Origin of the sequence: Corynebacterium timonense, assembly GCF_900105305.1 — a bacterium.
Taxonomy (GTDB): domain Bacteria; phylum Actinomycetota; class Actinomycetes; order Mycobacteriales; family Mycobacteriaceae; genus Corynebacterium; species Corynebacterium timonense.
Map to the genome: position 1 here is coordinate 1846712 of NZ_LT629765.1, position 24673 is coordinate 1871384.

Genomic DNA, 24673 nt, shown 5'->3' on the forward strand with positions numbered 1-24673 from the left:
ATATGGGACGCATCACCCGCAACGTCGCCGTCACCCGCGTCACCCGCGGCGACGGCCGCATCATCACCGACACCCGCGCCGGCTCGACCAGCGTCGAGGAGCCCCTGGAGATCAGGGCGGGCGGTCGCACACTGACCACGACCATGCGCACCCCGGGCCACGACGTCGAGCTCGCCCACGGCTGGCTCTACACCGAAGGGCTCATCGCATCGCTTCACGACGTCTCCACAGCGCGCTACTGCGCCGGTGCCGTCGGCCCCGAGGGGCGCAACACCTACAACCTCCTCGACATCGACCTCGAGACCGCACCCGACACCACCGCCCGCCGCGCCCCGACCATCCCGCTCCAACTCGCGCCGCCGGCCCCCGGGGCGGGCTCCGCGTGCGGGGTCAGCGGCGAGCAGACCATCAGCGAGCTGCTCCACCGCGTCCCCTCCCCCGGAGACCCCCTCGCGCTCGACCCGGAGCTGGTGATGGGGCTGCCCGGGGCGCTGCGTGCGCAGCAGAAACCGGTGCGCAAAACCGGCGGGATCCACGCCGCCGGGGCCTTCGGTGCGGACGGCACCGCGCTGGTAGTCAGGGAGGACATCGACGCCCACAATGCCGCGGACAAGGTCGTGGGCCACATGCTCCTCGAGGAGCAGCTGCCCGCCGTGGGCGCGATCCTCGTCGTCACCTCGCGCGCGTCCTTCGAGCTGGCGAAGAAAGCGGCCGCGGCTGGGTTTTCCGCCCTCGTCGCCGCCGGCCCGGCGTCCTCGCTCGCGGTCGAGTTGGCCCGCCGGGCGGGCGTCGCTCTCGCGGGTTCTGCAGGCGTAGATGGATTCCGCTTGTACGCGGGGGAGCTGGAGGAGGGACGCTGATAAGCGCCAGCTGCTGGTTTTTCCCCACCACAGCAACCCCACTAGAGGTTAGCCAATCCTTATTTTGATAACGTCGGTTCATGCCCTCCACACATGAGCAGACCCCGACCACCGGCGTCGGCCACTACCTCATCGGGCGCGGCGCGACGACGGGGGAGTTCTCCGCCGCCATCGGCCAAGCGGCATCCCTCGCCGCGCGGGCGATCTACGGCACTGACCACCCCATCCCCGCCTGCGACGCCGCCTCCGCGGCCGAAAAACTCGCAGACATCGATCTCGCCGCCCCGCTCCACGAGCTCCACCGCACCCTTGCGGAGCTGCGTGACATCTGGCTCGACGGGGCGGTGCTTTACCACCACCCCAGATACCTGTCCCATCTCAACTGCCCCATCGCCCTCCCCGCCGTCGCCGCGGAAGTTCTGGCCACCTCGCTCAACACCTCGGTGGAGTCCTGGGACCAAGCGGGCGCGGCTGCGTTGATCGAGCAACGCCTGATCGAGTGGGTCAGCCGCATCCTGGGGTTTCCGGAGTCCGCCAACGGCGTGTTCACCTCCGGCGGCACCCAATCCAACCTGCAGGCTCTGGCCATCGCGCGGAACAAGGCCCGCGCCTCGGCGCCCCTCGACTCGCTCGCAATCTTCGCCTCCCCCACGGCGCACTACTCAGTGCACCGCGCGGCTGACCTCCTCGGCATCGCGCCGGGCAACGTCGTGAGCGTCGCCATGGAGCCCGCTGCGCTGAGCGCCGCCCTCACCCGCGCCCAACGGAGCGGGTGCACGCCCGCGGCCGTGGTGGCCACGGCCGGAACGACGGATCGCGGGCTCATCGACCCGCTCGACGGCATCGCCGACGTCTGCCGGGCCGCCGGGGTGCACCTCCACGTCGACGCCGCCTACGGCGGGGCCGCGTGTTTGTCGCCTACCCACGCGGGTCTGCTGCGCGGCATCGACCGGGCCGACAGCGTGACCATCGACTTCCACAAAACCTTCTACCAGCCCCTCACCTGCTCCGCGCTGCTCTGTCGCAACGCCTCTGACTTCGCCGCCGTGCGCGTGCACGCCGACTACCTCAACCCCGCCGATGCCCCGCGGCTCAACCTCGCCGACTACTCACTGCAAACCTCGCGGCGCTTCGACGCCCTCAAGCTCTGGGTCACCCTCAGGACGGTCGGCCCCGAGGCCTTCGGCGCTGCCTTCGACAGCATCATCGCGCTCGCCCGCGACGCCGCGCACGCCATTGAACACGACCCCGAGCTCGCCGACCTCGACCTCTACGAAAAGCCCCATCTCAGCACCGTGCTCTTTTCCCTGCGCGGTGACCCACGCGGGGCACTCGCCGCCCCCATCCGCGACGCCCTCTTTTCCTCCGGCACCGCCGCCATCGCCGTCACCCGCATCGACGAACGCACCCTGATGAAGCTCACCATCCTCGACCCGACGCTGAAGCTCGACGAAATCACCTCGGTCCTTCGCGCCGTTGTCCGCGTCAGCCGTACCCTGCCCACACCTCCCGATCGAGCAGCAGACACACTGTAAAAGGAACAGCTTTTCATGCCCACGCCTCACACCACCGACACCAACCGCACAGTCGACATCGCTGGGGTCGGCATCGGCCCCTTCAACCTCGGCCTCGCCGCGCTCGCGCAGCCGCTGGTCAGCGCCGGGGAACTCACCGCAGCGTTCTTCGACCGCCGCCCCGCCTTCCGCTGGCACCCAGGCCTGCTGCTCGAAGAATCCACCATCCAGGTCCCCTTCCTCGCCGACCTGGTCACCCTGGCCGACCCCACGAGTCAGTTCAGCTTTCTCAACTACCTCAAGCTCAAGGGCCGCCTGCACCGCTACTACATCCGCGAGGACTTCTTCCCCCTGCGCAGCGAGTACTCCGACTACTGCGCCTGGGTGAGCGAACAGCTCAGCACGACGCACTGGGGCCACGACGTCCGCGCGGTGCGCCCGGCGCCGGAGCAGCTCCGCGCCGCCACCGGCGCCCGCTGGGTCGTCGAGATTGACGGACAGCCCGACGTTTTCGCCCGCAACGTGGTCAGCGGCGTGGGCACCGACCCCTACGTCCCCGAGGATTTAGCCGGCGCGCTGCTCGCCAGCGACTCACCCCGCGCGATCCACTCCGCCGACTACCTTCCGGCGCGCGCGTGGCTCCGGCAGGCAGAGTCGGTGACCGTGATCGGCTCCGGACAGTCCGCTGCCGAGATCTACGCCGACCTGCTCGGCCAGGCTGTCGCGAACGGCACGCGCGTGGATTGGATCACCCGCTCTCCGCGCTTTTTTCCCATGGAATACACCAAGCTCACCCTCGAGCTGACCTCCCCGGAGTACGCGCGCTACGTGCGCGGGCTTCCCATGGACCAGCGCGACCGGCGGGTGCGCGAGGACCGCAGCCTGTACAAGGGCATCTCCTCGGAGACGGTGAATGCCATCTACGACATGCTCTACCGGCTCAGCCTCTCCTACGACTTAGCGGAGCACACCACGCTGCGCGCCGGGGTAAGCGTGCGCTACGCGCGCACCCGCGGCGACGCCCTCGAGTTCGACCTGCGGCACGACGAAAGCGGCACTCAGGCCACGCACACCACCCACGCCGCGATCCTGTGCACCGGTTACCGCAGCGCCCAGATCCCCGCCTTCCTCGAACCCGCCCGCGACCTGATCAACCTTGACCCGAAAGGGCGCTTCGACCTCAACGAGAACTTCGCCGCAGACGACGAAGGCTCCCTCTTCGCGCTCAACGCGGACGAGCACCTCATCTCCCTCAACGGCCCCGACCTCGGGATGGGACCATGGCGCAACTCCATCGTTTTGCGCGCCATCACGGGCCGGGAGGTCTACCCCATCGAGCGCTCCATCGCCTTCCAAGACATCGGGGGGTTCGGCGCATGAGCGTTATCCACACCACCGCCGGGTGGCTCACGTTTCGCCCCGCGGCCGCTGCCGACCACGACACCCTACACCGCTGGGTCACCGACCCGCGCTCGCGGTTCTGGGGTGCGCTCGACGCCTCGCCCGAAGACGTCGCCGTCGAGCTTGCCCGCCTCGCCGCCGCCGCGCACGAAGCCGGCTACGTGATCGAACGCGCGGGCACCCCCCTCGCGTTCGTCGAGCTCTACGACCCCTCCCGCGTGCTTTTAAGCCACCTCGCCGAGCAGCTGCCCCTGCGCCCTGGCGATCTCGGCATGCACCTGCTGTGCGCCCCGCCGGAAGGAGAGGCCACGGAATCCGGTCTGACCTCGGCGCTCATGGCCGCGACCGTCGCGTGGATTTTTGCAGCCCCGCGCAAGCACCGGCGCATCATCGTGGAACCCGACACCCGCAACACCAAGATCCTGGCCAAAAATGCCCTCGCCGGGTTTCGCACTGTGCCCGGCTTCGAGCAGACCGCGCTTGCCGGAAAAACCGCCTGTATCCAGGCCGTTGATCCCGCACAGTTTTTCGCCTCCCCGCTCGCCGCGCGGGCCCGGGTGCCACAGCTCGCCCTACCTTCGCCCGCCACGCACCTCACGGGTCAGTCAGCCCGGCGCGCGGAGGCTCACCTCGTGGCCAAGGCGCTGCGTGAAATGATCCACGAGCGCGCCCTCACCCCGCGCTCGGCCGGGCAGCCCGGCTACTACAGCATCGACGCCGGAGGCACGACCATCCGTTTCGCCGCGACGAAGCATCCGCTGGAGCACTACAGCATCGACCCGGACACGGTGCGCGATGAGAGCGGAGCTCCGGTCCGGCTCATCCCGCTCGTCGCGCGCCTAGCGCCGCAGCTGGGCATTCCCGCGTCCTTCGTGCACACCTACCTGGAGGAATTGTCCTCCACCCTCGCCGGGCGCGCCCGCGCCGAAGCCCTGGCTCGCCCCGGGGTGGCGGAGCTATCCGACGCCGCCGCATCGCTGGATGCCGCCGCCTACATGCAGTACATCGAGTCGGCGATGGTGGAGGGCCACCCCGGGTTCATCGCCAATGCCGGGCGCGCCGGAATGAGCGAAGCCGAGGCCACGGCCTACGTGCCCGAGCAGGGACGCTCCACCGCGTTGGTGTGGGTCGCGGTGCGCAGGGAGGCGGCAACTGTGGCGTCGATACGCGGCGTGCGCATGGAAGACCTGACCGGGGCCGTTCTCGCACGCCATGGGCTCGACCCGGCGCGCTACGTCGCTCTGCCGGTGCACCCCTGGCAGTGGGAAAACAAAGTTACGACAGTCTTCGCCGACCTCCTCCTCAGCGGCGACATGGTCTACCTCGGGGAGGGTGAGGACCTCATGCACCCGCAGCAATCGCTGCGCACCTTCTTCAACCTCACGCGCCCCGAGCTGCCGTATGTCAAAACGGCAGTGGCCGTGCGCAACATGGGTTTCACCCGCGGTTTGTCGCCGGCGTACATGTCGGTCACCCCCGCCATCAACGAATGGGTCGCTTCGCTTCTCGACGCCGACCCAGACTTCACCCACTACAACGTGCGCCTGCTCAAAGAAATCGCCTCGATCGGCGTCACCGGCGACGTATACCACGGCAGCGCCGCCTCCGGCGTCGCCGACAACGGCCCCCACCAGAAGATGCTCGCGGCCCTATGGCGCGAGTCCCCGATCCCGATGCTCGGCGAGGGAAACGTCGCGGTCACCCTCGCCGCGGTACTGCACACCGACCCCGCCGGACGCCCGCTCGCCGCCGAGTGGATCGCCCGCTCGGGCCTGACCCCCGCCGACTGGCTGGCCCGGCTACTCAATGTCTACCTCCGCCCCGCCGTCCGCGCCCTGGCAGAGTACGACATCGCGTTCATGCTGCACTCCGAGAACGTCATCCTGGAGCTTGACGGCTTCGTCCCGGTCGGTTCCTTCCTCAAAGACATCGGCGAGGAGGTGGCGGTGCTTAACCCCCAGCGCGAGGTCCCCGAGGCCATCGCCCGTATCACCAGCGACGCCACCATGGACCAGGAGCTGCGGGCCCAGCCGATTCACGCCGACATCATCGACGGGGTGCTGCGCCACCTCGGCGCCCTCTTATCCGATGCCGGCGCCCTCAGCGACGAAGAATTCTGGGCCTGCGTCCGCGCATGCGTGGACGGGTATAGGGCCGACTACCCCGACTCGGGCTCAACCCTCCCCCTCTGTGCCCCGGACTTCATGCACTCCTGCCTCAACCGGCTGCAATGGCGCAACCCCGAGACCATGGTGAACTTGAGCGACCAGAATGCGTCGCTGCTGTACGCGGGCCGGATCCGCAACCCGCTTCGCGGACCCGTCTAGCGAACAGTACCCCGCGGGACGATCACGGGAGCGGCCCCCGCGGGGTCGTCCCACACCTCGGCGCGCAGCCCGTAGGCCTCGGCGAGCACCTCGGTGGTGAGGGCCTGCTTCGGGGTGCCGTGGGCGAGAATGTGCCCCCCGCGCATGACCACCAGCGTGTCGGAGAACATGCCGGCCAGCATGAGGTCGTGCAGCACCATCACCACTGCTTTACCGGCGCGCGCCTGCTCGCGGGCGAGGGCCAGCATGTCGATGGCGTTGGCGGGGTCGAGGAAGGTCGTCGGCTCGTCGAGGAGCAGCACGGGGGTGTCCTGCGCCAGGGTCATCGCCAACCACACCCGCTGCCGCTGGCCGCCGCTGAGCGCGTCGATCTCGCGCTCGAGCAGGTCGGTGATGCCGGTCGCCTCGCAGGCGCGCGCAATCGCCTCGTGGTCCGCGGCCGATGGGCCAGCCATGCGCCCTTGGTGCGGGTGGCGCCCGCGCGCAACAAGCTCGCCGACGTACAACCCGTCCGGCGCCGTGGGGTGCTGCGGGAGAAGCGAGACGCGCTGGGCAGCCTCGCGTGCGGATAGGGTGTGCACCTCGGTGCCATGGACACGCACCGTGCCCTCGCGGGGCGTCAGCAGCTTGGACATCGACTTCAGCAGCGTGGACTTGCCACAACCGTTCGGCCCGATGAGGGTGGTCACCTCTCCCGCGCGCGCCGCGAGGTCGACGCCGTGGAGGACGTCCGCCCCGTCTGTATAGCCCGCGCGGATACCGCGCGCGACGAGTGCAGCATCAGTTCGTTCCATGTCCGCCTCTCTGTTTCCGAATGAGTTCACTGCCCCGATCGCCTCCACACCAGCACCACCAGGACGATCCCGCCAACGACGGCCGAGACCGCCCCCACCGGCGCCGTCGACGGGATGAGGCCCGCGATCACCGCGCACGCTGCCAAAATCGCCGCTCCTGCCGCCGCCGCAACCAACGGCGGCGGGGTGGGTGTTCGGGCAACGAGCCTGCCGAAGTGGGGCGCGATGAGGGCAACGAAGCCGATCGGCCCCACCGCCGCGACGACCACGGCGGACACCCCCGTTGCCGCGACGAGCAGCAGCCTGCGCTGCATCGTGATGTTCACCCCCAGCATGGCCGCGGAGGCGTCGTCGTGCGCCAGCAGCGGAAGGTCGCGCCCGCACCACAGCCCCAACGCGACGAAGGGGGCCAGCCCAATAAGGAGGGGAAGGATGGCATCCATGCGGATGAAGCCCGTCGATCCCGCCAACCAGGTCTGCGCCTCGGCGGCGCGCAATAGCTCCGCACGCAAGAGAAGGTAGCTCACGCCTGCCTGCAGCATCATCGTCAGCGCAAAGCCGACGAGGACGATTCTGTTGCTCGTGCCGATGCCACCCAGCAGCGACAGCACCACAACGACAGCAACCGCCCCCACCAGCGCCAGCACGGCACGCCACCAGAAGATCGGGATATCGTCGACGAAGGAGGGGCGGTACGAGATGCTTCCTAGCACGACGGCGACTGCGGCGCCGGAGGTGACGCCCAAAATGTCCGGAGAGGCCAGCGGGTTGCGCGACATCGACTGGGTCCACGCCCCCGCCATGCCCAGCGCCGCACCGACGATCAGGGTGGCGAGGGCAACGGGGATCCGCAGGTCCCACACCGCCATGATCTCGCGCGAGGTGCCGCCGCCGCTCAGCACCTCGACGACCCGCCCGGGGGACATGGACACGGCCCCCTGCCCGAGGAGGATGAGGTAGGCCCCACCTGCCACGAGCGCGAATAACGCCCCGGCGGCGCTCTTTCTCATCGTGCGCTCGCGCTTCTGCGCGCGAAAGACGCGTACTGCCTGGTTGCTCACTTACGCCACCCCTTTTCGGCTGGTACCGCCTATGCCGCGGCGCACCGCCGCGATGAGCACCGGGCCACCGATGACGGCGATGACGATAGACATTTCCAGCTCCCCGGGGCGCATCACGAGGCGCCCGATGATGTCGGCGCACAGCACAAGCGCTCCCCCGAAGAGCGCCGCGGGCAGGAGCAAGCGACTGACCTGCGGGCCGAGGAAGCGTCGCAGGATGTGCGGGGCGGCGAAGCCGACGAAGGCGACAGGTCCCGCGGTCGCGGTGGCGGTGCCAGCGAGCACGACCACGCCGAGGGCTGCCAGCACGCGTGCCAACCGCGGCGACCCGCCGAGCGCCAGGGAGGCCTCCTCCCCCATCGATAGAAGGTCAAGCGGGCGCGCAGCGAGGGCGGCGATGACCGCGCCGACGGCCACACCCGCCCAGGCCACGGCGGCGTCGTCGTAGCTGCGGCCGAAGGTCGAACCCACCGTCCAGTGCCTCATACTGTCCAGCACCGAGGTGTCGAACAGGCCGATGAGGACCGACCCTGCGCGCAACGAGGCGTCTACGCCGAGGCCTACCAGGATGAGGGTGAGCGGGCTCGCTGAGCGCCGCGCAACCATCAGCACCAGCGCGGAGGCCGCGGCCGCTCCGACGAAGGCGTACACCGTCGCCCCTGCGAGGCCGACCACAGCGCCCGCCGCGCTGCCCACGGCCACGGCAAAGGCCGCGCCCGCGGTCACGCCGATGAACCCGGGATCCGCGAGCGGGTTGCGGGTCCACGCCTGCGCGAGAACACCGGCGATGGCCAGCGATGCGCCGACGGCGTAGGCGAGCAGGGTCCGCGGCGCGCGCAGCTGCCAGAAGATATTGCGCACGTCGTCGCTTCCCTCGCCGAGAGCTGCGGCGACGAGATCGGCGAGAGAAATGGTGCGCGAGCCGAACGCCAGCGAAGCCACGACCGCGAGGAGAGAGACAACGACAAGCAGCGCGATGGCCCGCGCACTATCGCGGGACCGGCGCACTGTGAGAGTGCCGGGGGTACTCATCGAGTGTTAGTTCAGCTGCTCCTCGAACCTTTCGGCCACCCACGGGATGGTCACCGGGTTGGGCATGCTCAACGCGTTGCCGGTATCAGTGTCGAGGTAGCGCACGCGCCCGTCCTTGACCACCTCGAGGTCTTGGAAGATCGGGTCGTTCTTGACCTGGTCGACGAGGCCGTTGTAGTCGAGCACGAAAAGGTAGTCGACGTTGTTGAGCTCGGTGTAGTTCTCCGGGGCGTAGTCAACGAAGAACGTGGAACCGTCGCCCTCCAGCTCGTCGGGGATGACAAAGCCGAGGTCCTCAATGAACTGCCCGCGCCCATCGTCGGAGGTGTACAGGCCGATCTTGCCGTCGTACGGCATGACGATGGCCGCGCGAGCGCCCTGCACCTCGGGGTGGTTGGCCCTGAAGTCTTCGAAGACCTGCTCGGTCTGTTCCACGAGGTCGCGGCCCTCGGCCGACTTGTCCACGGCGTCGGCGATGGTCTCCACCTGCGCTTCCCACGGCACCTGCCAGTCGTCGTACTCCGCCGGCTTCACGGTCGTCGGCGCGATGTTTTCCAGGGACTCTTGCGCCTCAACGTCGACGGCTTGGTTCACGGCGACGATGTGGGTGGGGTCGACCGCCGAGACCTGTTCCAGGATGTCTGCGGTGAACCCACTGGCAACGTTGTAGATGACCTCCGGCTGGGCGTCGCCGAGCAGGTCCTCGGCCCACGGGCCAACACCGGAGGGGCCGACGTCGCCCTCCGCACCCCACGGCGCGACGGCGACAGGGGTGATGCCGAGGGCCAGCAATGTGTCCGCGTCGCCCAAGCCGAGGCTGGCGACACGCATCTCACTGTCGTCGCCCTCAGCCTGCGTCGAGTCCCCCTCGCCGCGGGAGCAGCCCGCCAGCGCGAGCGTGGCGGCGGTGAGGGCGGCCACGATGCCCGTGGCGCGCTTGTTCAAAAACATCATTGCGTGTGTCCTTCTGTAGGCCGTCCGATTTACACCACATGGGTATGTGCAAATTGTGGTGACTGTCGTATAGTAGGACGCGCACCTGACGTAATGCAAGCCTTACCTCACACACCCTAGGTCACAGAGCATGCCCACACACCTTTTGCACCCCGTCACCCTCGTCGCAAACGAGCAGCTCAAGCCGCGACTGCACCGCCTCACCTTCACCGCAGAGGCCTTCGCCGACTACCCCCTGAGCGGCCCCGACGAGTACTTCGGTCTGCTCATGCCACAGCCGGGCCAGTCCTTCCGGCCCTTCGAGCTCACCGGAATCAACATCCGCGCGGCCGTCGCCACCATGCCCGAAGCGACGCGGCCCGACCTACGGTGGTACACCATTCGCAGCCTCGATAGGGCGCAGAAGCGTATCGACGTCGACGTGGTCACCCACGGCGACTCCGGCCCCGGTTCCCGCTGGATCCGCCGGGCCCGCCCGGGCGACACGGCCGGAATGTTCACCTGCCCCGCCCTGTGGACCCCGCCAACGACCTCGCAGCTTCTCCTCGCGGACGCATCGGCCCTCCCGGCGATGCGCCACATCCTTGACTACCAGCAGGCAAACGCCCCCGAAGCGCTGGCGCAGACCCACGTTGTCGCCGTGGTCACCGACCCCGCGGAAGTCGAGGACGGGCTCGCCGAGCAGTGGGGCGAGAAGCTAGCCTCCTTCACCTTCGTCGAGGCGCCGAAAACCGCCGAGACCGAGGCCACCCTCGCCGCGCTCCACGCCCTCTTCGACACCGCGGCCGGGGACAAGCCGCGCTCCGTGTGGGTTTCTGGCGAAGGCAACCTGACCAAGGCGGTCCGCGCGCTCGCCGTCAAGGAGTGGGGCCTTGACCCTGCCGACGTCACGTGGGTGCCCTTCTGGTTCCACGGCAAGGCCCGGCCGTAGCCGCGCCGGCCCCTCACCCGGAGTGGGTAAGAACACACGGGATTCGAACCACCCCACGAACGACGAAACCCCCTGCTCAACCCGGTGGGCTGTGCAGGGGGTGTGGCGTCGTGAAGCGAAGCCCTAGGCCTGCTTCATCTTGCCGTCCTTGTCGGCGAACGGGAAGCCGAGGTGCGTCAGCAGCGCGCGGCCCTCGTCGTCGTTCGTCGCGGTGGTCACGAGCGTGATGTCCATGCCGCGGACGCGGTCGATCTTGTCGATGTCGATCTCGTAGAACATCGTCTGCTCGGACAGGCCGAAGGTGTAGTTGCCGGCGCCGTCGAACTGCTTGTCGTTGAGGCCGCGGAAGTCACGAATACGCGGCAGAGCGACGTTGAGCAGGCGGTCCAGGAACTCCCACATGCGGTCGCCGCGGAGGGTGACCTTGGCGCCAATGGGCATGCCCTCGCGGAGCTTGAAGTTCGCGATGGACTTCTTCGCGCGACGCAGCTGCGGCTTCTGGCCGGTGATCGCGGTGAGGTCCTCGAGCGCGCCGTTGATGACCTTGGAGTCACGGGCAGCGTCGCCGACACCCATGTTGACCACGATCTTGGTCAGGCCGGGGATCTGCATGACGTTGTCGTAGCCGAACTGCTCGTTGAGCTTGGCGCGGATGTCGTCCTTGTAGCGGGTCTTGAGACGCGGGGTGTAGTTCTCAGCCATGCTTAGATGTCCTTCCCGTTCGTCTTGGCCACGCGGACCTTCTTGCCGTTCTCGTCGAAACGGTAGCCCACGCGGGTCGGGGTGCCGTCGGAGTCGAGCACCATCACGTTGGAGACGTGGATGGGGGCCTCCTGGGTGACAATGCCACCGGACTCGGCGCCGCGCTCGTTGTAGGAGTTAGCGACGTGCTTCTTCACACGGTTCACACCCTCGACCAAGACCTTGTCGCGCTTCGGGTAGGCCTCGATGACCTTGCCCTGAGCGCCCTTGTCCTTGCCCGAGATGACCTGGACCATATCGCCCTTCTTGATCTTCATACTTAGATCACCTCCGGTGCGAGAGACACGATCTTCATGAAGCGCTTGTCGCGCAGCTCACGCGCGACCGGGCCGAAGATACGGGTGCCGCGGGGCTCGGTGTCGTTCTTGATCAAAACGGCAGCGTTCTCGTCGAACGCGATGTAGGAGCCGTCCGGGCGGCGGGTTTCCTTGGTAGCGCGGACGATGACGGCGCGAACGACCTCACCCTCCTTGACGTTGCCGCCGGGGGCGGCTTCCTTCACGGTGGCGACAATCGTGTCGCCAATGCCGGCGAAGCGTCGGACAGAACCGCCGAGCACGCGGATGCACAGAATCTCTCGTGCACCGGTGTTGTCGGCGACCTTCAGACGCGATTCCTGCTGAATCACTGTGGTCTCCTGACCTGGTTGAATGTGCGCCAGATTTCCGTCCTGCGCGCACGTGGTCACTACTGTTCGGAGCCTTGCGCTTATCGACGAACCACCGGCGCCACCGGGGTCGAAGGGTCTCGGCCGCCCCACTCGGAAACGCGCGGTGCAGCCGACCAACTCAAGGCAACTGTGGTATTAAACCACGCGTTCAACCCGGGAATCAAATCTCTGCCTGGGACTTCTTCTCCGCGGGCTCCACCGTGAGCAGGTCCGCCCCCGCCTCGACGTCTCCCGGCAGAAAACAGTGCCGGGGCAATCGCGCCGACCTTCTTCGTGTTGGACACCACCACGGGCGTGGTCACCTCGTAGCCGGCAGCGGTGATGCCCGCGGGTCACCGCGTCGCCCTTGGACACGTGCGCGGTGAAGTGCTCGCCCTGAAGGTTCACGGTGTCGAAGCCGATGTGCTTGGGGATGTCGACGTTTTTCCCGTCCGCGCCCGTCGCGCGCCCCGCGTAGGCGTGGCCTGAGCGATCGTCACCGCAGCGGCCTCGTCCGCGCGCGGGCCCTCCGGCGAATCCGGGTCGTTGCCCGCCGCCTCGGTGTTCACCGTGTCCGGATCCTTGAGCACGAGCCGCAGCCGCGTCGCACAGTGGGCCGCGCCCACAATGTTGTCCTCGCCTCCGATGCCGGTGAGAACCCGCCGGATCCGGGGCGCAGGGCCACGTCAGCGAGGCTTTTTCGGACAGGCCGAACACCCGTGCAGCCATTACCATGCGCCGTATGAGTTTCGCCGAAAAGGCCCCCGCCTCCATACACAACAAGCTCGACCTCTTTGGTCGCGAGCCCGCCCGTTTCGCTGCTCGCGCCGTCATGGCGGGTCTCTACCTCAGCATCATGACGGCGTTCGCGGCGTCGACGGCCACGCTCGTCGAGGCCGCGGCCCCGGAGTGGGGCAAGTACGCGTTCGGGGCGATCTTTGCCGCCACGTTGTACATCATCATTGTGCTGCAAGGCGAGCTCGCGACCGGCGACATGATGTTCATGACGTACGGCGCTGTCCACCGCATGAACACCGTCTGGCGCGGACTGCTCATCATCGTCTTTGTCACGGCGTTCAACCTCGTCGGCGCCGTCATCTTCTCGTGGTTGATCTCCACGACGACGATCGCCCACGACGTGAGCCTCAACGGCGGGTTCCTCCACGACTTGTTGAGCGACAAGCTCACCAAGCCCTCGGTGACTCTCTTCTTCGAGGCGATCTTGGCCAACATCGTGGTCAACATCGCGTTCATGGTGTCCACGCAGGCCGGCAAGGACTACTCGGCGAAGCTGTGGGGCGTGATCCTCATCATCCCGGCGTTCGCGGCCATGAGCTACGAGCACTCCATCGCCAACTTCGTGCTCACTTCCCTCGGCGGCTTCATCATCGGCCCCGACGCGATCGAAGGGTTCACCGTCGGCAACGTCCTGCGCAACTGGGGGATCGTCTGGCTGGGCAACCTCGTCGGCGGCGGGCTCATCATGGGCGGGATCTACGGCTGGCTGAACCGAACGTCGACGGACTACAAGGATTAGCCCCTACTGCACCTCGAGGCGCTCCCACGGCGCACCGTCCCGGGAAAACACCGCCGAGGAGAAGGCGACCTCTCCCCCGGCGGCGGTGACCTCGACGGCCGCGCCGTCAGCGGTGACCAGAACCTCGCCGGCGGCGCACTCGGCCCACCGCACTAGGCCGCTCTTTTCCAGGGCGAGGGTGCCGCGCCCGGGGGTTGAGGGGGTCCAGGTGAGGGTGAGGGGGGCGTCACCGGTGGCGTCGATAAGCTGTGCTCGCAGAGGTTCGGCGCCGACCTCGACGCGTTCGACGAGCATGTCCGGGTGGGCGGGAAGGATGAGCTCCTGGACGAGCCGGCCGCCGCGCAGGCGCACCCTGCGGGGGAGAGTGAGCTGGTGGACCCAGCCTTCGGCGGCGAGCGTGGGCGTGTCGTCGCGGCCGGGCAGACCCATCCAGCCGAGCATGAGCGCGCCGTCACCGTGGGCGATGAGCTGCGGGGCGTAGAACTCGTGGCCGTAGTCGACCGGGGTGTAATCGGTCTCCACCTCGAAGTGGGTGCCCGTGAGGGTGCCAACGACGTAGCCGCACTCATCGACGTCCCGAAACTGCGGGCAGAACACCAGCACGTCGCGCTCGGCGCCGGTCGCCTCGTCGACGAGGCGCACGAGGTTGGGACACTCCCACATGTAGGCGGCGGCGAGGTTGCGCGACAGACCGGCGAAGGTGAGCTCGCCCTCGAAGCGCCAGACGTCCAGGTCGTCGCTGGTGTACATGACCACGGCGCCCGCGAGGTCGGCGCGCTGGGCACCCAGCAGCATCCGCCACCGCCCGTCGGCCCCGCGGGTGACGTGGGGGTCGCGGTAATGGGCGGTGTAGCCGGGCGCGGGGGCACCAATGAGCGGGTTGTTCGGGCTGCGACGGAAGTATCCGCCGGCGGGGCCGTCGAGGTCGGTGACCTCCACGAGGTTCTGCGTGGCGTAGCGCTCGCCGTCGACCGTGAGGTTTCCGGTGTAGAGCAGCGCCACTCGCTCCCCGTCGACGGCGGCGGAGCCGGAGTAGCAGCCGTGGCGGTCGTAGGGGAAGTCCGGGTAGAGGGCGTCGGGAAGATGGCGCCACGTGCCCTCCCCGAGCGTGGTCACCGCGTGGCCCCAGCCGGTGCGCTTCTTACCGGCGGGGAAGGCCGGGTCGTGCTGGTAGAAGGCGTGGAGCGTCTGGCCCGACAGCACAAGCCCGTTCGGGTCGTTGAGCCGGCCCTGCGGCGGGCTGAGATGATACATCGGGCGGTAGGTCATGCCGCGTAGTCTACGGTTGTCGGCATGATCACCGTGTACGGCGAAGGGCTCATCGACCTCGTGCCGTCAGCCGCTGGCCCGCTCACCCCGCTGGTGCCCTCCCTCGGCGGGGGCCCCTTCAACGTCGCCCGCGCGTTGGGGCGCTTGGGCTCCCCGGTCGCGTTCCAGTCGCGCCTGTCCACCGACGGCTTCGGCGAGGCGCTGGTGGCGGCGCTGGCCAGCGCCTCCGTGGACACGACGGGCGTTGCCCGCGGCCCCGAGCCGACGACACTGGCCGTGACCTCCCTGCGCCCGGACGGCTCGGCCGCCTACACCTTTTACACGGAGGGCACGGCGGACCGCTTTGCCGAGCCCACCCCCGCGACGGGCGGCTTCGCGGTCTTCGGCACCGTGTCGCTGGCGCTCGAGCCGGCGGCCTCGCGCTACGCCGCCGCCGCGTCCGCCAGCGCCGCCGCCGGCGCCGTGGTCTGCCTCGACCCGAACGTGCGCCCGTTCTACGCCACGCGCTCTCACCGCGAGTTCCTCCGCTCCATGCTGCCGAGCGTCACGGTGCTCAAGATGTCGGACGAGGAGGTGGGTTTCATGGGCGACGTCTCCGCGGTGCCCGTGGTGGTCACCACCCTCGGCCCCGCCGGCATCGAGGTCCGCGCCCCCTTCGGCACAGTACGTGTCGGTGCTCCGCGCACCGCCGTCGCCGACACCATCGGCGCGGGCGACACGGTGATGGCCGCCCTGGTCCACGAGTTCGACGCCCGCGGCCTCGACCGCGACGGCCTGCGCGCACTTGACGCCGGGGCGTGGCGCGAGATCCTCCGCTTCGCCGCGACGGCGGCCGCGATCACCGTCTCCCGGCGCGGCGCCGACACCCCAACCCGGGCCGAGGTCCTCGCAGCGTACTAGCGGCGGCGCCGGATTCCGGTTAAACGTGGAAGGTATGACACACCAACCCCGAGTCCTCTCCATCGCCGGCACCGACCCCACGGGTGGGGCCGGAATCCAGGCCGACCTCAAGTCCATCGCCGCCTCCGGCGGTTACGGCATGTGCGTGGTCACCGCGCTTGTGGCCCAAAACACCCGCGGCGTGCGTGAGGTGCACACCCCGCCCACCGATTTCCTCGTCGCCCAGCTCGAGGCCGTCTTCGACGACGTCGCCGTCGACGCCGTCAAGGTGGGCATGCTCGGCAGCGCCGAGATCACCCGCACCGTCAACGATTTTCTGGCCGCTCACCCAGTCGACGTGGTCGTCATCGACCCGGTGATGGTGGCCACCTCCGGCGACCGCCTCCTCAGCGAGGACGCCGAGGACAGCCTGCGGGATCTCGTCCGCGCGCACGCGAGCGTGGTCACCCCCAACATCCCCGAGCTGGCGATCCTCGCGGGCGCGTCTCCCGCCACCACCTTCGACGCGGCGCTCGAGCAGGGCGCCGCGCTCGCCGCCGACCTCGACGTGCAGGTGCTGGTCAAGGGCGGCCACCTCGACGCCCCCGAGGCCTCGAACGCGCTGGTCACCCCCTCCGGCGAGGTCCACGTCACGCGCCTGCCGCGGCTTGAGACCACCACCACCCACGGCACGGGCTGCTCCCTGTCGGCCGCGTTGGCAACGCGCTTGCTTCTCGACGCCTCCCCCGCCGCAGCCGCCGAGCACTCGACGCGCTGGCTCCACGACGCCATCGCGGGCGGCGCCGCCCTCAACGTCGGCGAGGGCCACGGCCCCGTCGACCACATGCGCCCGCTGCGCCGGCTCGCAGCCGCCGCGGACACCACCCCTTGGAACACCGACCCCGCCCCGGCCTCCGAGCCGCGGCCTCGCATCGCGGCCGCTGGCCCCCACACCGCCGACTTGTGGGGGCGCGCCGCGGCGCGCGCGTGGCCGGACACTCTGGGCCTGAGTTTTCTCGCCGAGCTGCGCGCCGGCACGCTGCCCGCGCGCGCGTTCGAGTTCTACCTTTCCCAGGATGCCTACTACCTGTCCGAGTACGCCCGCGCGCTATCACTTGTCGCCTCCAAGGCCCCGAGTCGCACCGCCCACGAGTGGTGGTCCGCCGCCGCGACCGGTGCCACGGCCGAAGAAGCGAGCCTGCACCGCGAGTGGCTGTCTCAGCGCGGTCTCGGCGAGGCCGCGCAGTCTCCCTCCCCTGTCACCCTCGCCTACGTCAGCCACCTGAAGGCGGCGACGGCGACCGGCGACTACGCCGTCGCCGCCGCCGCGGTGTTGCCCTGCTTCTGGCTCTACGCCGAGGTAGGCCTGCACCTCGCCGACGCCGACCACCCGGACCACCCCTACCACGCGTGGTTGTCGCTCTACGGCGGCGAGGACTTCGTCGCCGAGACCTCCCGCGCCATCGAGCTGACCGAGCAGGCGCTGGATGAGGGCTCCCCCGCGCAGCGAAAAGCCGCGCGCGAGGCCTTCATGCACTCCTGCTTCTTCGAGCGGGAGTTCTTCGACCAAGCGGCGCGGCTTCAGGGCGTGACGCGTTAGGCGTCGACGCCGATCTGCTTGCCGTCGGGGCGCCACGCAACGGCGACGGCCGGACGCGGGACGGAGTCGCCGCCCTCCGGCCAGTTCGAGCCCGGGTTTTCGAAGGTGGCGTCGTCCTCCTCGCCCGGGTGCTGTACGTTGACCATGACGCGCATGTCGTCGACGATCGGGCCGCAGGTCTCCGCGGCCTTCGGCACCGTGAGGAAGCACTTGACCTGGCCGCGGTTCTCTCCCTCGAGGCCGACGGCGTAGAGGCCGTCGTTGCTGCCCAGCGCGTTGCCGTCGGTGGAGATCCACAGGTTGCCGTGGCTGTCGAAGGCAAGGTTGTCCGGGCAGGAGATCGGGGACACCTTCGACTCGTCGAAGCCACCGAAGTAGGTCTGTGCGGCCTCCGGGTCGCCGCACACGAGCAGCAGGTTCCAGGTGAAGGACTCGCCGGCGTGCTCATCGTCGATCTCCATGACCAGGCCGTTCTTGTTTTCGCGGATCGGCGCGTACTCCATGACGTCTTCCTTGCTCTTCTCCGCGTTCTCGCCGGTGGCGCCGCGGTAGGAGTTGTTCGTCAGGGCGAGGTAGAGCTTGCCGGTCTCCGGGTGCGGCTCGAAGTCCTCGGGGCGGTCCATCTTTGTTGCGCCGACGGCGTCGGCCGCCAGGCGGGTGAACACGGCGACCTCCTCGCCGGTGAAGCCGTCGACGTGCGACTCGACGCCGTCGGCAGTAGCGGTAAGCAGCTTGTGCCAGGTGCCGGTGCCGTCGAAGTGGCCGTCCTCCGGCAGCTCCCCGTCGCCGGTGATCTGGTCCTGCGGGGAGTTGCCCTCCAGGGAGGCCACGTACAGGGTGCCCTCGTCGAGGATGGTCATGTTGTGGGCGACGTCGCCCTCCTTGATCTGCTTGGAGGAGACGAACTTGTAGATGTACTCGAAGCGCGCGTCGTCACCCGAGTAGCACACCACGGTGCCGTCGTCGGTGACGTGGATCGTGCCGGCCTCGTGCTTGAAGCGGCCCATGGAGGTGTGCTTGACCGGGGTGGACTCGGGGTCGAAGGGGTTGATCTCCACGATGTAGCCGAAGCGGTGGAACTCGTTCGGCTCCTTGGCCAGGTCGAAGCGGTCGTGGATGCGCTCCCACTTGCGCTCGGAGGCGCCCTCCTCGACGCCGAAGCGCTTGACGTCCTCGGCCGCGCGCTCATCGGTCACCGCGGCCGCGTTGGCCCAGTACTGGTCGATGTTCTCCTCGCCGGAGAGGAAGGTCCCCCACGGGGTGACGCCGCCGGAGCAGTTGTTGAAGGTGCCCAGCACCATCGTGCCGGTCGGGTCGGCGCTGGTCTTGAGCAGGTCGGAGCCTGCGGCGGCACCCTTCAGCTCGAACTCGGTCGTGCCGGTGATGCGGCGGTTGAGCGGGCCGAACTCGCGCTGCAGCTGCCCGGAGTTGCCCACCTTGGACACCTCGAGCACGGTGTGGCCGTGGGACGCGATGCCGATGTTAATCTCCTCGTCCGTCGGGTTCTCCGGATCGTAGTTCGGGAACATGTGCGGCTCGGTGGAGTACTCGTGCGAGCACACGTAGACGAGGCGGTTCGGGTCGTCCGGGTGCTCGAGAAGACCGGCGAAGTCGTTGTTGAAGCCGAACTGGCGCGCCGCGGCCTCCGCGGTCTGGTTCATCGGGTCGAACTCGGGCGCGTCCTCGTACACCGGGTCGCCCCAGGCGATGAGCACGGCGCTGGTGTAGCCCGCCGGGACGACCACGAGGTCCTCCGTGTTCGGCTCCACGGACTCGAACTGCATACCGGGGCGCGGCGGGGCGTCGTTGGCCTGGGTGGCGGTGTCCTGCGGGCTGGTGGTGCCCTCCGGCGCGGCAGCCTCGTCCTCCGTCGCGCACGCCGCGAGGGCCGCGCCGCCGCCGACGGTGACCACGCCGAGGCCGAAGGCCTGCAGCACGCCGCGGCGCGACACGATGTCGCCGAAGTACTCGTTGTCAGAGGTGTTCGCGCACTCGCCGTAGCAGGCGTTACCGCACTTGTAGGTGCAGGTCAGCTTCGAACGGTTGGACGCAAACGGTAGTTTCAGGCCCTTCAATCCCATGTGTCGGCTCCTTCTCGCGCTTATGGTGCTGGTCACCACGATGTGTAGGACACAGGAAGAGTAGCGTCGGCGGGTGTCGCGAGCGGACCAACGAGGTAAACAGTGCGTGACGCTTGGGAGGCGGTGAGGTGGACGTCGATAAGCAAAAAGCCCCGCACGGGGCGGGGCTTCGGGCTGGCTCGCTTAACGGGCCTTCTCGATGATGTCGACGAGACGGAAGTGCTTGTCCTTCGACAGCGGGCGGGTCTCCTCGATGAGGACGAGATCGCCGATGCCGGCGGTGTTCTCCTCGTCGTGGGCCTTCACGCGGTTCGTGGTACGCACGATCTTGCCGTAGAGGCTGTGGGACTTGCGGTCCTCGACCTCGACCACGATCGTCTTGTCCATCTTGTCGGACACAACGTAGCCGCGGCGGCGCTTCTGCAGGCCCTTCGGCTTCTTGTTTTCGGTCACCTTGGTTTCGTTCACGTTTGCCTCAGTCATGGTTATGCCTCAGCTCCCGGGACGACAGACAGGCCGAGCTCGCGCTCGCGCAGCACGGTGTAGATGCGTGCGATGTCGCGCTTGACGGTGGAGATGCGGCGGTTGTTGGTCAGCTGGCCGGTGGCGAGCTGGAAGCGCAGGTTGAACAGCTCTTCCTTCGCCTCGGTCAGGCGGGTGTGCAGCTCATCGTCGGTGAGCTCGCGGAACTCAGATGCGGGGGTACCGTTAGCCATTAGAACTGGTCCTCCTTCTTGATGATGCGAACCTTGCACGGCAGCTTCGCACCCGCGCGGCGCAGAGCCTCGATCGCGGTCTCCTCGTTCGGGTAGGACATCTCGAAGAGGATGCGGCCCGGCTTGACGTTCGCCACCCACTTCTCCACGGGGCCCTTACCGGAACCCATGCGCACGCCGAGCGGCTTCTGGGTCAGCGGGCGGTCGGGGAAGATGTTGATCCAGACCTTGCCGCCGCGCTTGACGTGGCGGTTGATCGCGATACGCGCAGATTCGATCTGTCGGTTGGTGATGTAGGCCGGCTCGAGAGCCTGGAGACCGTAGTCACCGAAGTTGATGGTGTTGCCACCCTTGGACACGCCACGGCGGTGCGGGCGGTGCTGGCGGCGGTACTTCACGCGCTTAGGAATAAGCATGTTTTAGCCCTCCTGCTTCTGCTCGGCGCGCTGGCGACGCTGGCCGCCGCGGCGCGGGCGGCGGTCGCCGCGGCCGCGGCGTTCGTTGGCCGGAGCGTTGAGCTCGGACTCACGAACGCCACCGACGACGTCGCCCTTGTAGATCCACACCTTGACGCCGATGACGCCGAAGGTGGTGTGTGCTTCTGCAATGCCGTAGTCGATCTCCGCGCGGAGCGTGTGCAGCGGCACGCGGCCCTCGTGGTAGCGCTCGACGCGCGACATCTCGGCGCCGCCCAGGCGCCCGGACGTCATCACCTTGATGCCCTTGACCTGCGGGTTGCGCATTGCGGACTGGATGGCCTTGCGCATCGCGCGGCGGAAGGCAACGCGGTTGACCAGCTGCTCGGCGATGGACTGCGCCACCAACGCCGCGTTAGCGTCGACGTTTTTGACCTCGAGGATGTTCAGGGCGACCATCTTGCCGGTGAGCTTCTCCAGCTCACGGCGAATGCGGTCGGCCTCGGAGCCGCGGCGGCCAATCACAATGCCCGGGCGGGCAGTGTGGATGTCCACGCGGACGCGGTCGCGGGTGCGCTCGATGACGACGTCGGCGATGCCGGCGCGCTCGAGGCCCTTCGAGAGGAAATCACGGATCTTGATGTCCTCGGCGACGTAGTCAGCGTAGTTCTTGTCGGCGTACCAGTGGGACTTCCAGTCGGCGGTGATTCCCAGGCGCAGGCCGTGTGGGTGAATCTTCTGGCCCATTACTTAGCCCCTTCCTTGGACTCGACAACGACGGTGATGTGGGACGTGCGCTTCCGGATCTGGAAGGCGCGGCCCTGGGCGCGCGGCTGGAAGCGGCGCATGGTCGGGCCCTCGTTCGCCCACGCCTCAGAGACAACGAGCGTGCGGGGGTCCAGGCCGAAGTTGTTCTCGGCGTTGGCGGCGGCGGACGCGACGACCTTGGCCACCGGCTTGGCGGCACCCTGCGGCGCGTACTTCAGGATCGCGAGGGCCTCGGAGACGGACTTTCCGCGAACGAGCGCCAGCACGCGGCGGGCCTTCATCGGGGAAGTGCGGACGAACTTGGCCGTCGCGGATGCAGTGGTGATGGTCTCAGCCATTGCTTATCGACGTCCCTTCTGTTCCTTGACGTGACCCTTGAAGGTCTTGGTGGGTGCAAACTCGCCGAGCTTGTGGCCGACCATGGACTCATCAACGAACACCGGCACGTGCTTCCGGCCGTCGTGGACGGCGAAGGTGTGACCGATGAAATCGGGGAGAATGGTCGAGCGGCGAGACCAGGTCTTGATGACCTGCTTGGTTCCGGCCTCGTTCTGAGCGTCCACCTTGTTGAGGAGGTGCTCGTCGACGAACGGGCCCTTCTTCAGGCTACGTGGCATGTCTGTTTACCTCCTCTTAGCGCTTCTTGTTCGAGCGACGACGGCGCACGATCATGTTGTTCGAGTAACGGTTCGGGTTGCGGGTGCGGCCTTCCTTCTGGCCCCACGGCGACACCGGGTGGCGGCCGCCGGACGTCTTGCCCTCGCCACCACCGTGCGGGTGGTCGACAGGGTTCATGACGACACCGCGGACGGTCGGGCGCCAGCCCTTCCAGCGCATACGGCCGGCCTTGCCCCACCGGATGTTGATCTGGTCGGCGTTGCCGACCTCGCCAACGGTGGCACGGCAGCGGATGTCCACGCGGCGGATCTCGGAGGACGGCATACGCAGCACGGCGTAGGACCCCTCCTTACCCAGCAGCTGGATGGAGGCACCAGCGGAGCGCGCGAGCTTGGCGCCGGCGCCCGGCTTCAGCTCCACGGCGTGGATGGTGGTACCGGTCGGGATGTTACGCAGCGGCAGGTTGTTGCCCACCTTGATGTCCGCGCCTGCGCCGGACTCGACGACGGTGCCCTGGGTCAGGCCCTTGGGAGCGATGATGTAGCGCTTTTCGCCGTCGTAGTAGTGCAGCAGCGCGATGTTCGCGGTACGGTTCGGGTCGTACTCGATGTGAGCGACCTTGGCCAGCACGCCGTCCTTGTCGGAGCGGCGGAAGTCGATCACGCGGTAGCGACGCTTGTGGCCGCCGCCGCGGTGACGGGTCGTGATGTGGCCGTGCTGGTTACGGCCACCCTTCTTCGGGAGCGGGCGCAGCAGGGACTTTTCCGGCGTGGAGCGGGTGATCTCCTCGAACTCGGAAACGGAGCTGGCGCGGCGACCCGGGGTTGTCGGCTTGTACTTACGAATAGCCATAATGTGTCCTTTTCTATCGAGTCACTTAGACGGCTGCGCCGCCGAAGATGTCGATGGAGTCGCTGCCCTCGCGGAGAGTGACGTAGGCGCGCTTGGTGTCTTTGCGCTTGCCAAAGCCGGTGCGGGAGCGCTTGCGCTTGCCCTCACGGTTGACGGTGTTCACCGAAGCGACGTCGACGCCGAAAATCTCTTCCACGGCAATCTTGATCTGGGTCTTGTTGGCAGAAGGCGCCACCAGGAAGGTGTACGTGTTCTGCTCCATCAGCGAGTAGGTCTTCTCGGAGAGGACCGGGGCGATGATGATGTCACGCGGGTTGGCGATCTTGGCCATTACTTATCCTCCTCCACGGCTGCAGCGCCGACGCCGGTGGCGGCGTTGACGAAGGTGTGGAGTGCCTCCACCGAGAACACGAGGTCGTCGGCGTTGAGCACGTCGTAGGTGTTCAGCTGCGTCGGCTCAAGGATGTGCACGCCCGGCAGGTTCCTCGCGGAAAGACGGGAGTTGACGTCCTCACGGCCGATCACGAGCAGAACGCTCTTGCGGTCGGTCAGGCGCTCGATGAAGGCGCGGGCGGACTTCGTCGAGGGGGTCTGGCCCGGGACGAGGTCCTCAACGACGTGGATGCGCTCGTTGCGGGCGCGGTCGGTGAGGGCGCCGGCAAGAGCAGCCTTGATCATCTTCTTGGGGGTCCGCTGCGCGTAGGAGCGCGGCTGCGGACCGTGGACGGTGCCACCGCCGGTGAAGTGCGGCGCGCGGGTCGATCCCTGGCGGGCGCGGCCGGTGCCCTTCTGGCGGAACGGCTTCTTACCACCGCCGCGGACCATGCCGCGGGTCTTGGTGGCGTGGGTGCCCTGGCGAGACGCAGCAAGCTGCGCGGTCACAACCTGGTGCATCAGGGGGATGGACACTTCGCGGTCAAAAAGCTCTGCCGGAAGCTCAACGGAGCCGTTGGTCGTACCGTCGGCGGTGTGGACGTCAAGCGTCAGGTTCGTCATGCGTGAGCACCGCCCTTCACTGCGGTCTTGACAGTCACAACGCTGCCCTTGGCGCCGGGGATGGCGCCCTTGATCAGGATCAGGTTGTTGTCACCGTCGATGCGTTGGATCTTCAGGTTCTGGGTGGTAACGCGGTTACCGCCCATGCGGCCGGCCATGCGGGTGCCCTTGAACACGCGGCCCGGGGTGGCGCAGCCACCGATGGAGCCGACGCGGCGGTGGGACGCCTGGTTGCCGTGGGCAGCGCCCTGGCCGGCAAAGCCGTGGCGCTTCATGGCGCCGGCGTAGCCGTGGCCCTTGGTGGTGCCGACGACGTCAACGAAGGTGTCACCGTCGAAGATGGTCGCGGTGATCTCCTGGCCGACCTCGTAGGCAGAGGTGTCGTCCATGCGGATCTCGGTGACGTAGCGGCGCGGGTTGACGCCGGCCTTCTTGAAGTGGCCAGCCTGCGGCTTCTTGGTCTTACGGGGATCGATGTCGCCGTAGGCGATCTGGATGGCGGAGTAGCCATCGGTCTCGGGGGTCCGGATCTGGGTGACCACGGCCGGCCCAGCCTCGACGACGGTGACCGGGATAACGCGGTTTTCCTCGTCGAAGATCTGGGTCATGCCGAGCTTCTTGCCCAGAATGCCCTTGATCTGGTTGTCAGACATGTT

27 protein-coding genes and 1 pseudogene are annotated in these 24673 nt (G+C 68.1%); 8 read left to right on the forward strand and 20 right to left on the reverse strand.

Going from position 1 to position 24673, the window contains the following annotated elements:
- Positions 1-2 precede the first annotated feature (2 nt).
- The 4 genes from BLT81_RS08705 to BLT81_RS08720 all read left to right on the forward strand — a co-directional run bounded on the left by BLT81_RS08705 (position 3) and on the right by BLT81_RS08720 (position 6102).
- Positions 3-860 (forward strand): formate dehydrogenase accessory sulfurtransferase FdhD, encoded by an 858-nt coding sequence (locus BLT81_RS08705; RefSeq protein WP_019193963.1) that lies wholly within the window; start codon positions 3-5, stop codon positions 858-860.
- Between the two features lie 80 nt (positions 861-940).
- Positions 941-2395, forward strand: coding sequence for a pyridoxal phosphate-dependent decarboxylase family protein (locus BLT81_RS08710; RefSeq protein ID WP_019193962.1), 1455 nt, complete (start codon positions 941-943; stop codon positions 2393-2395).
- Positions 2396-2410: 15 nt separating this feature from the next.
- On the forward strand, positions 2411-3754 hold the full coding sequence (locus BLT81_RS08715) for a lysine N(6)-hydroxylase/L-ornithine N(5)-oxygenase family protein (protein ID WP_019193961.1): 1344 nt from the start codon (positions 2411-2413) through the stop codon (positions 3752-3754).
- A complete protein-coding gene (locus BLT81_RS08720) occupies positions 3751-6102 on the forward strand; it encodes a GNAT family N-acetyltransferase (RefSeq protein ID WP_019193960.1) in 2352 nt (783 codons plus the stop codon). Before BLT81_RS08715 ends, BLT81_RS08720 begins: the two co-directional genes overlap by 4 nt.
- Here BLT81_RS08720 and BLT81_RS08725 read toward each other — a convergent pair.
- From BLT81_RS08725 to BLT81_RS08740, 4 genes are read right to left on the reverse strand one after another with little or no spacing between them, the layout of a single operon-like run.
- A complete protein-coding gene (locus tag BLT81_RS08725; RefSeq protein WP_019193959.1) occupies positions 6099-6896 on the reverse strand; it encodes an ABC transporter ATP-binding protein in 798 nt (265 codons plus the stop codon). The genes BLT81_RS08720 and BLT81_RS08725 overlap by 4 nt on opposite strands.
- Positions 6897-6922: 26 nt before the next feature.
- Entirely contained in the window at positions 6923-7906 is a 984-nt protein-coding gene (locus BLT81_RS08730) for an iron ABC transporter permease (protein ID WP_051011452.1), read from the reverse strand.
- A gap of 51 nt (positions 7907-7957) precedes the next feature.
- Positions 7958-8989, reverse strand: coding sequence for a FecCD family ABC transporter permease (locus tag BLT81_RS08735; protein ID WP_019193957.1), 1032 nt, complete (start codon positions 8987-8989; stop codon positions 7958-7960).
- Positions 8990-8995: 6 nt separating this feature from the next.
- Positions 8996-9943: an ABC transporter substrate-binding protein gene (locus tag BLT81_RS08740; protein ID WP_019193956.1), complete on the reverse strand. Its 948-nt coding sequence runs from the start codon at positions 9941-9943 to the stop codon at positions 8996-8998.
- A gap of 130 nt (positions 9944-10073) precedes the next feature.
- On the opposite strand from BLT81_RS08740, the gene BLT81_RS08745 reads away from it, so the two are divergent.
- Positions 10074-10874: a siderophore-interacting protein gene (locus BLT81_RS08745; RefSeq protein ID WP_019193955.1), complete on the forward strand. Its 801-nt coding sequence runs from the start codon at positions 10074-10076 to the stop codon at positions 10872-10874.
- 123 nt (positions 10875-10997) lie between these two features.
- On the opposite strand, the gene rplE is transcribed toward BLT81_RS08745, so the two are convergent.
- The 4 genes and pseudogenes from rplE to BLT81_RS13400 all read right to left on the reverse strand — a co-directional run.
- Positions 10998-11576: a 50S ribosomal protein L5 gene (gene rplE, locus BLT81_RS08750; RefSeq protein WP_019193954.1), complete on the reverse strand. Its 579-nt coding sequence runs from the start codon at positions 11574-11576 to the stop codon at positions 10998-11000.
- Between the two features lie 2 nt (positions 11577-11578).
- Entirely contained in the window at positions 11579-11893 is a 315-nt protein-coding gene (gene rplX, locus BLT81_RS08755) for a 50S ribosomal protein L24 (protein ID WP_019193953.1), read from the reverse strand.
- A gap of 2 nt (positions 11894-11895) precedes the next feature.
- Positions 11896-12264: a 50S ribosomal protein L14 gene (gene rplN, locus BLT81_RS08760; RefSeq protein ID WP_019193952.1), complete on the reverse strand. Its 369-nt coding sequence runs from the start codon at positions 12262-12264 to the stop codon at positions 11896-11898.
- Between the two features lie 557 nt (positions 12265-12821).
- A pseudogene (locus BLT81_RS13400) lies at positions 12822-12953 on the reverse strand (PTS transporter subunit EIIB); the annotation flags it as partial.
- A gap of 74 nt (positions 12954-13027) precedes the next feature.
- Here BLT81_RS13400 and BLT81_RS08770 point away from each other — a divergent pair.
- On the forward strand, positions 13028-13822 hold the full coding sequence (locus BLT81_RS08770) for a formate/nitrite transporter family protein (protein WP_040421212.1): 795 nt from the start codon (positions 13028-13030) through the stop codon (positions 13820-13822).
- 3 nt (positions 13823-13825) lie between these two features.
- Here the strand turns inward: BLT81_RS08770 and BLT81_RS08775 are convergent, their stop codons facing one another.
- Positions 13826-15091, reverse strand: coding sequence for a glycoside hydrolase family 32 protein (locus BLT81_RS08775; RefSeq protein ID WP_019193949.1), 1266 nt, complete (start codon positions 15089-15091; stop codon positions 13826-13828).
- 24 nt (positions 15092-15115) lie between these two features.
- On the opposite strand from BLT81_RS08775, the gene BLT81_RS08780 reads away from it, so the two are divergent.
- Together BLT81_RS08780 and BLT81_RS08785 are read left to right on the forward strand one after the other, a co-directional pair.
- Entirely contained in the window at positions 15116-15991 is an 876-nt protein-coding gene (locus tag BLT81_RS08780) for a PfkB family carbohydrate kinase (protein ID WP_019193948.1), read from the forward strand.
- Between the two features lie 34 nt (positions 15992-16025).
- Entirely contained in the window at positions 16026-17570 is a 1545-nt protein-coding gene (locus BLT81_RS08785) for a bifunctional hydroxymethylpyrimidine kinase/phosphomethylpyrimidine kinase (protein WP_019193947.1), read from the forward strand.
- Here the strand turns inward: BLT81_RS08785 and BLT81_RS08790 are convergent.
- From BLT81_RS08790 to rplC, 11 genes are all read right to left on the reverse strand, one after another.
- Entirely contained in the window at positions 17567-19651 is a 2085-nt protein-coding gene (locus BLT81_RS08790) for a PhoX family protein (RefSeq protein WP_019193946.1), read from the reverse strand. The genes BLT81_RS08785 and BLT81_RS08790 overlap by 4 nt on opposite strands.
- A gap of 183 nt (positions 19652-19834) precedes the next feature.
- Positions 19835-20134 carry a 30S ribosomal protein S17 gene (gene rpsQ / locus BLT81_RS08795; RefSeq protein ID WP_019193945.1) on the reverse strand — a complete coding sequence of 100 codons (300 nt, stop codon included), beginning with the start codon at positions 20132-20134 and terminating at the stop codon, positions 19835-19837.
- A gap of 2 nt (positions 20135-20136) precedes the next feature.
- Positions 20137-20367 carry a 50S ribosomal protein L29 gene (gene rpmC, locus BLT81_RS08800; protein WP_019193944.1) on the reverse strand — a complete coding sequence of 77 codons (231 nt, stop codon included), beginning with the start codon at positions 20365-20367 and terminating at the stop codon, positions 20137-20139.
- Positions 20367-20783, reverse strand: coding sequence for a 50S ribosomal protein L16 (gene rplP / locus BLT81_RS08805; RefSeq protein WP_019193943.1), 417 nt, complete (start codon positions 20781-20783; stop codon positions 20367-20369). The genes rpmC and rplP overlap by 1 nt, the downstream gene beginning before the upstream one ends.
- 3 nt (positions 20784-20786) lie before the next feature.
- Positions 20787-21530 (reverse strand): 30S ribosomal protein S3, encoded by a 744-nt coding sequence (rpsC, locus tag BLT81_RS08810; protein ID WP_019193942.1) that lies wholly within the window; start codon positions 21528-21530, stop codon positions 20787-20789.
- Entirely contained in the window at positions 21530-21889 is a 360-nt protein-coding gene (gene rplV / locus BLT81_RS08815) for a 50S ribosomal protein L22 (protein WP_019193941.1), read from the reverse strand. The genes rpsC and rplV overlap by 1 nt, the downstream gene beginning before the upstream one ends.
- Before the next feature lie 3 nt (positions 21890-21892).
- The gene (rpsS, locus tag BLT81_RS08820; RefSeq protein WP_018017481.1) at positions 21893-22168 is read right to left on the reverse strand and encodes a 30S ribosomal protein S19; all 276 of its coding nucleotides are present in this window, start codon (positions 22166-22168) and stop codon (positions 21893-21895) included.
- A gap of 16 nt (positions 22169-22184) precedes the next feature.
- The gene (gene rplB / locus BLT81_RS08825; protein ID WP_019193940.1) at positions 22185-23021 is read right to left on the reverse strand and encodes a 50S ribosomal protein L2; all 837 of its coding nucleotides are present in this window, start codon (positions 23019-23021) and stop codon (positions 22185-22187) included.
- 25 nt (positions 23022-23046) lie between these two features.
- A complete protein-coding gene (gene rplW / locus BLT81_RS08830; RefSeq protein ID WP_019193939.1) occupies positions 23047-23352 on the reverse strand; it encodes a 50S ribosomal protein L23 in 306 nt (101 codons plus the stop codon).
- On the reverse strand, positions 23352-24017 hold the full coding sequence (rplD, locus tag BLT81_RS08835; RefSeq protein WP_019193938.1) for a 50S ribosomal protein L4: 666 nt from the start codon (positions 24015-24017) through the stop codon (positions 23352-23354). The genes rplW and rplD overlap by 1 nt, the downstream gene beginning before the upstream one ends.
- A complete protein-coding gene (gene rplC, locus BLT81_RS08840) occupies positions 24014-24670 on the reverse strand; it encodes a 50S ribosomal protein L3 (RefSeq protein WP_019193937.1) in 657 nt (218 codons plus the stop codon). Before rplC ends, rplD begins: the two co-directional genes overlap by 4 nt.
- Between the last annotated feature and the right edge of the window lie 3 nt (positions 24671-24673).

Coding starts and splice junctions, on each gene's coding strand:
- rplX (WP_019193953.1), bottom strand. CDS start 11,893: ATGAAGATCAAGAAGGGCGATATGGTCCAGGTCATCTCGGGCAAGGAC.
- rplB (WP_019193940.1), bottom strand. CDS start 23,021: ATGGCTATTCGTAAGTACAAGCCGACAACCCCGGGTCGCCGCGCCAGC.
- BLT81_RS08725 (WP_019193959.1), bottom strand. CDS start 6,896: ATGGAACGAACTGATGCTGCACTCGTCGCGCGCGGTATCCGCGCGGGC.
- BLT81_RS08740 (WP_019193956.1), bottom strand. CDS start 9,943: ATGATGTTTTTGAACAAGCGCGCCACGGGCATCGTGGCCGCCCTCACC.
- BLT81_RS08770 (WP_040421212.1), top strand. CDS start 13,028: ATGAGTTTCGCCGAAAAGGCCCCCGCCTCCATACACAACAAGCTCGAC.
- rpsQ (WP_019193945.1), bottom strand. CDS start 20,134: ATGACTGAGGCAAACGTGAACGAAACCAAGGTGACCGAAAACAAGAAG.
- BLT81_RS08720 (WP_019193960.1), top strand. CDS start 3,751: ATGAGCGTTATCCACACCACCGCCGGGTGGCTCACGTTTCGCCCCGCG.
- BLT81_RS08710 (WP_019193962.1), top strand. CDS start 941: ATGCCCTCCACACATGAGCAGACCCCGACCACCGGCGTCGGCCACTAC.
- BLT81_RS08745 (WP_019193955.1), top strand. CDS start 10,074: ATGCCCACACACCTTTTGCACCCCGTCACCCTCGTCGCAAACGAGCAG.
- BLT81_RS08790 (WP_019193946.1), bottom strand. CDS start 19,651: ATGGGATTGAAGGGCCTGAAACTACCGTTTGCGTCCAACCGTTCGAAG.
- BLT81_RS08730 (WP_051011452.1), bottom strand. CDS start 7,906: ATGAGAAAGAGCGCCGCCGGGGCGTTATTCGCGCTCGTGGCAGGTGGG.
- BLT81_RS08715 (WP_019193961.1), top strand. CDS start 2,411: ATGCCCACGCCTCACACCACCGACACCAACCGCACAGTCGACATCGCT.
- rpsC (WP_019193942.1), bottom strand. CDS start 21,530: ATGGGCCAGAAGATTCACCCACACGGCCTGCGCCTGGGAATCACCGCC.
- BLT81_RS08775 (WP_019193949.1), bottom strand. CDS start 15,091: ATGACCTACCGCCCGATGTATCATCTCAGCCCGCCGCAGGGCCGGCTC.
- rplV (WP_019193941.1), bottom strand. CDS start 21,889: ATGGCTGAGACCATCACCACTGCATCCGCGACGGCCAAGTTCGTCCGC.
- rplC (WP_019193937.1), bottom strand. CDS start 24,670: ATGTCTGACAACCAGATCAAGGGCATTCTGGGCAAGAAGCTCGGCATG.
- rplE (WP_019193954.1), bottom strand. CDS start 11,576: ATGGCTGAGAACTACACCCCGCGTCTCAAGACCCGCTACAAGGACGAC.
- rpmC (WP_019193944.1), bottom strand. CDS start 20,367: ATGGCTAACGGTACCCCCGCATCTGAGTTCCGCGAGCTCACCGACGAT.
- BLT81_RS08705 (WP_019193963.1), top strand. CDS start 3: ATGGGACGCATCACCCGCAACGTCGCCGTCACCCGCGTCACCCGCGGC.
- BLT81_RS08780 (WP_019193948.1), top strand. CDS start 15,116: ATGATCACCGTGTACGGCGAAGGGCTCATCGACCTCGTGCCGTCAGCC.
- BLT81_RS08735 (WP_019193957.1), bottom strand. CDS start 8,989: ATGAGTACCCCCGGCACTCTCACAGTGCGCCGGTCCCGCGATAGTGCG.
- rplW (WP_019193939.1), bottom strand. CDS start 23,352: ATGGCCAAGATCGCCAACCCGCGTGACATCATCATCGCCCCGGTCCTC.
- rpsS (WP_018017481.1), bottom strand. CDS start 22,168: ATGCCACGTAGCCTGAAGAAGGGCCCGTTCGTCGACGAGCACCTCCTC.
- rplP (WP_019193943.1), bottom strand. CDS start 20,783: ATGCTTATTCCTAAGCGCGTGAAGTACCGCCGCCAGCACCGCCCGCAC.
- rplD (WP_019193938.1), bottom strand. CDS start 24,017: ATGACGAACCTGACGCTTGACGTCCACACCGCCGACGGTACGACCAAC.
- BLT81_RS08785 (WP_019193947.1), top strand. CDS start 16,026: ATGACACACCAACCCCGAGTCCTCTCCATCGCCGGCACCGACCCCACG.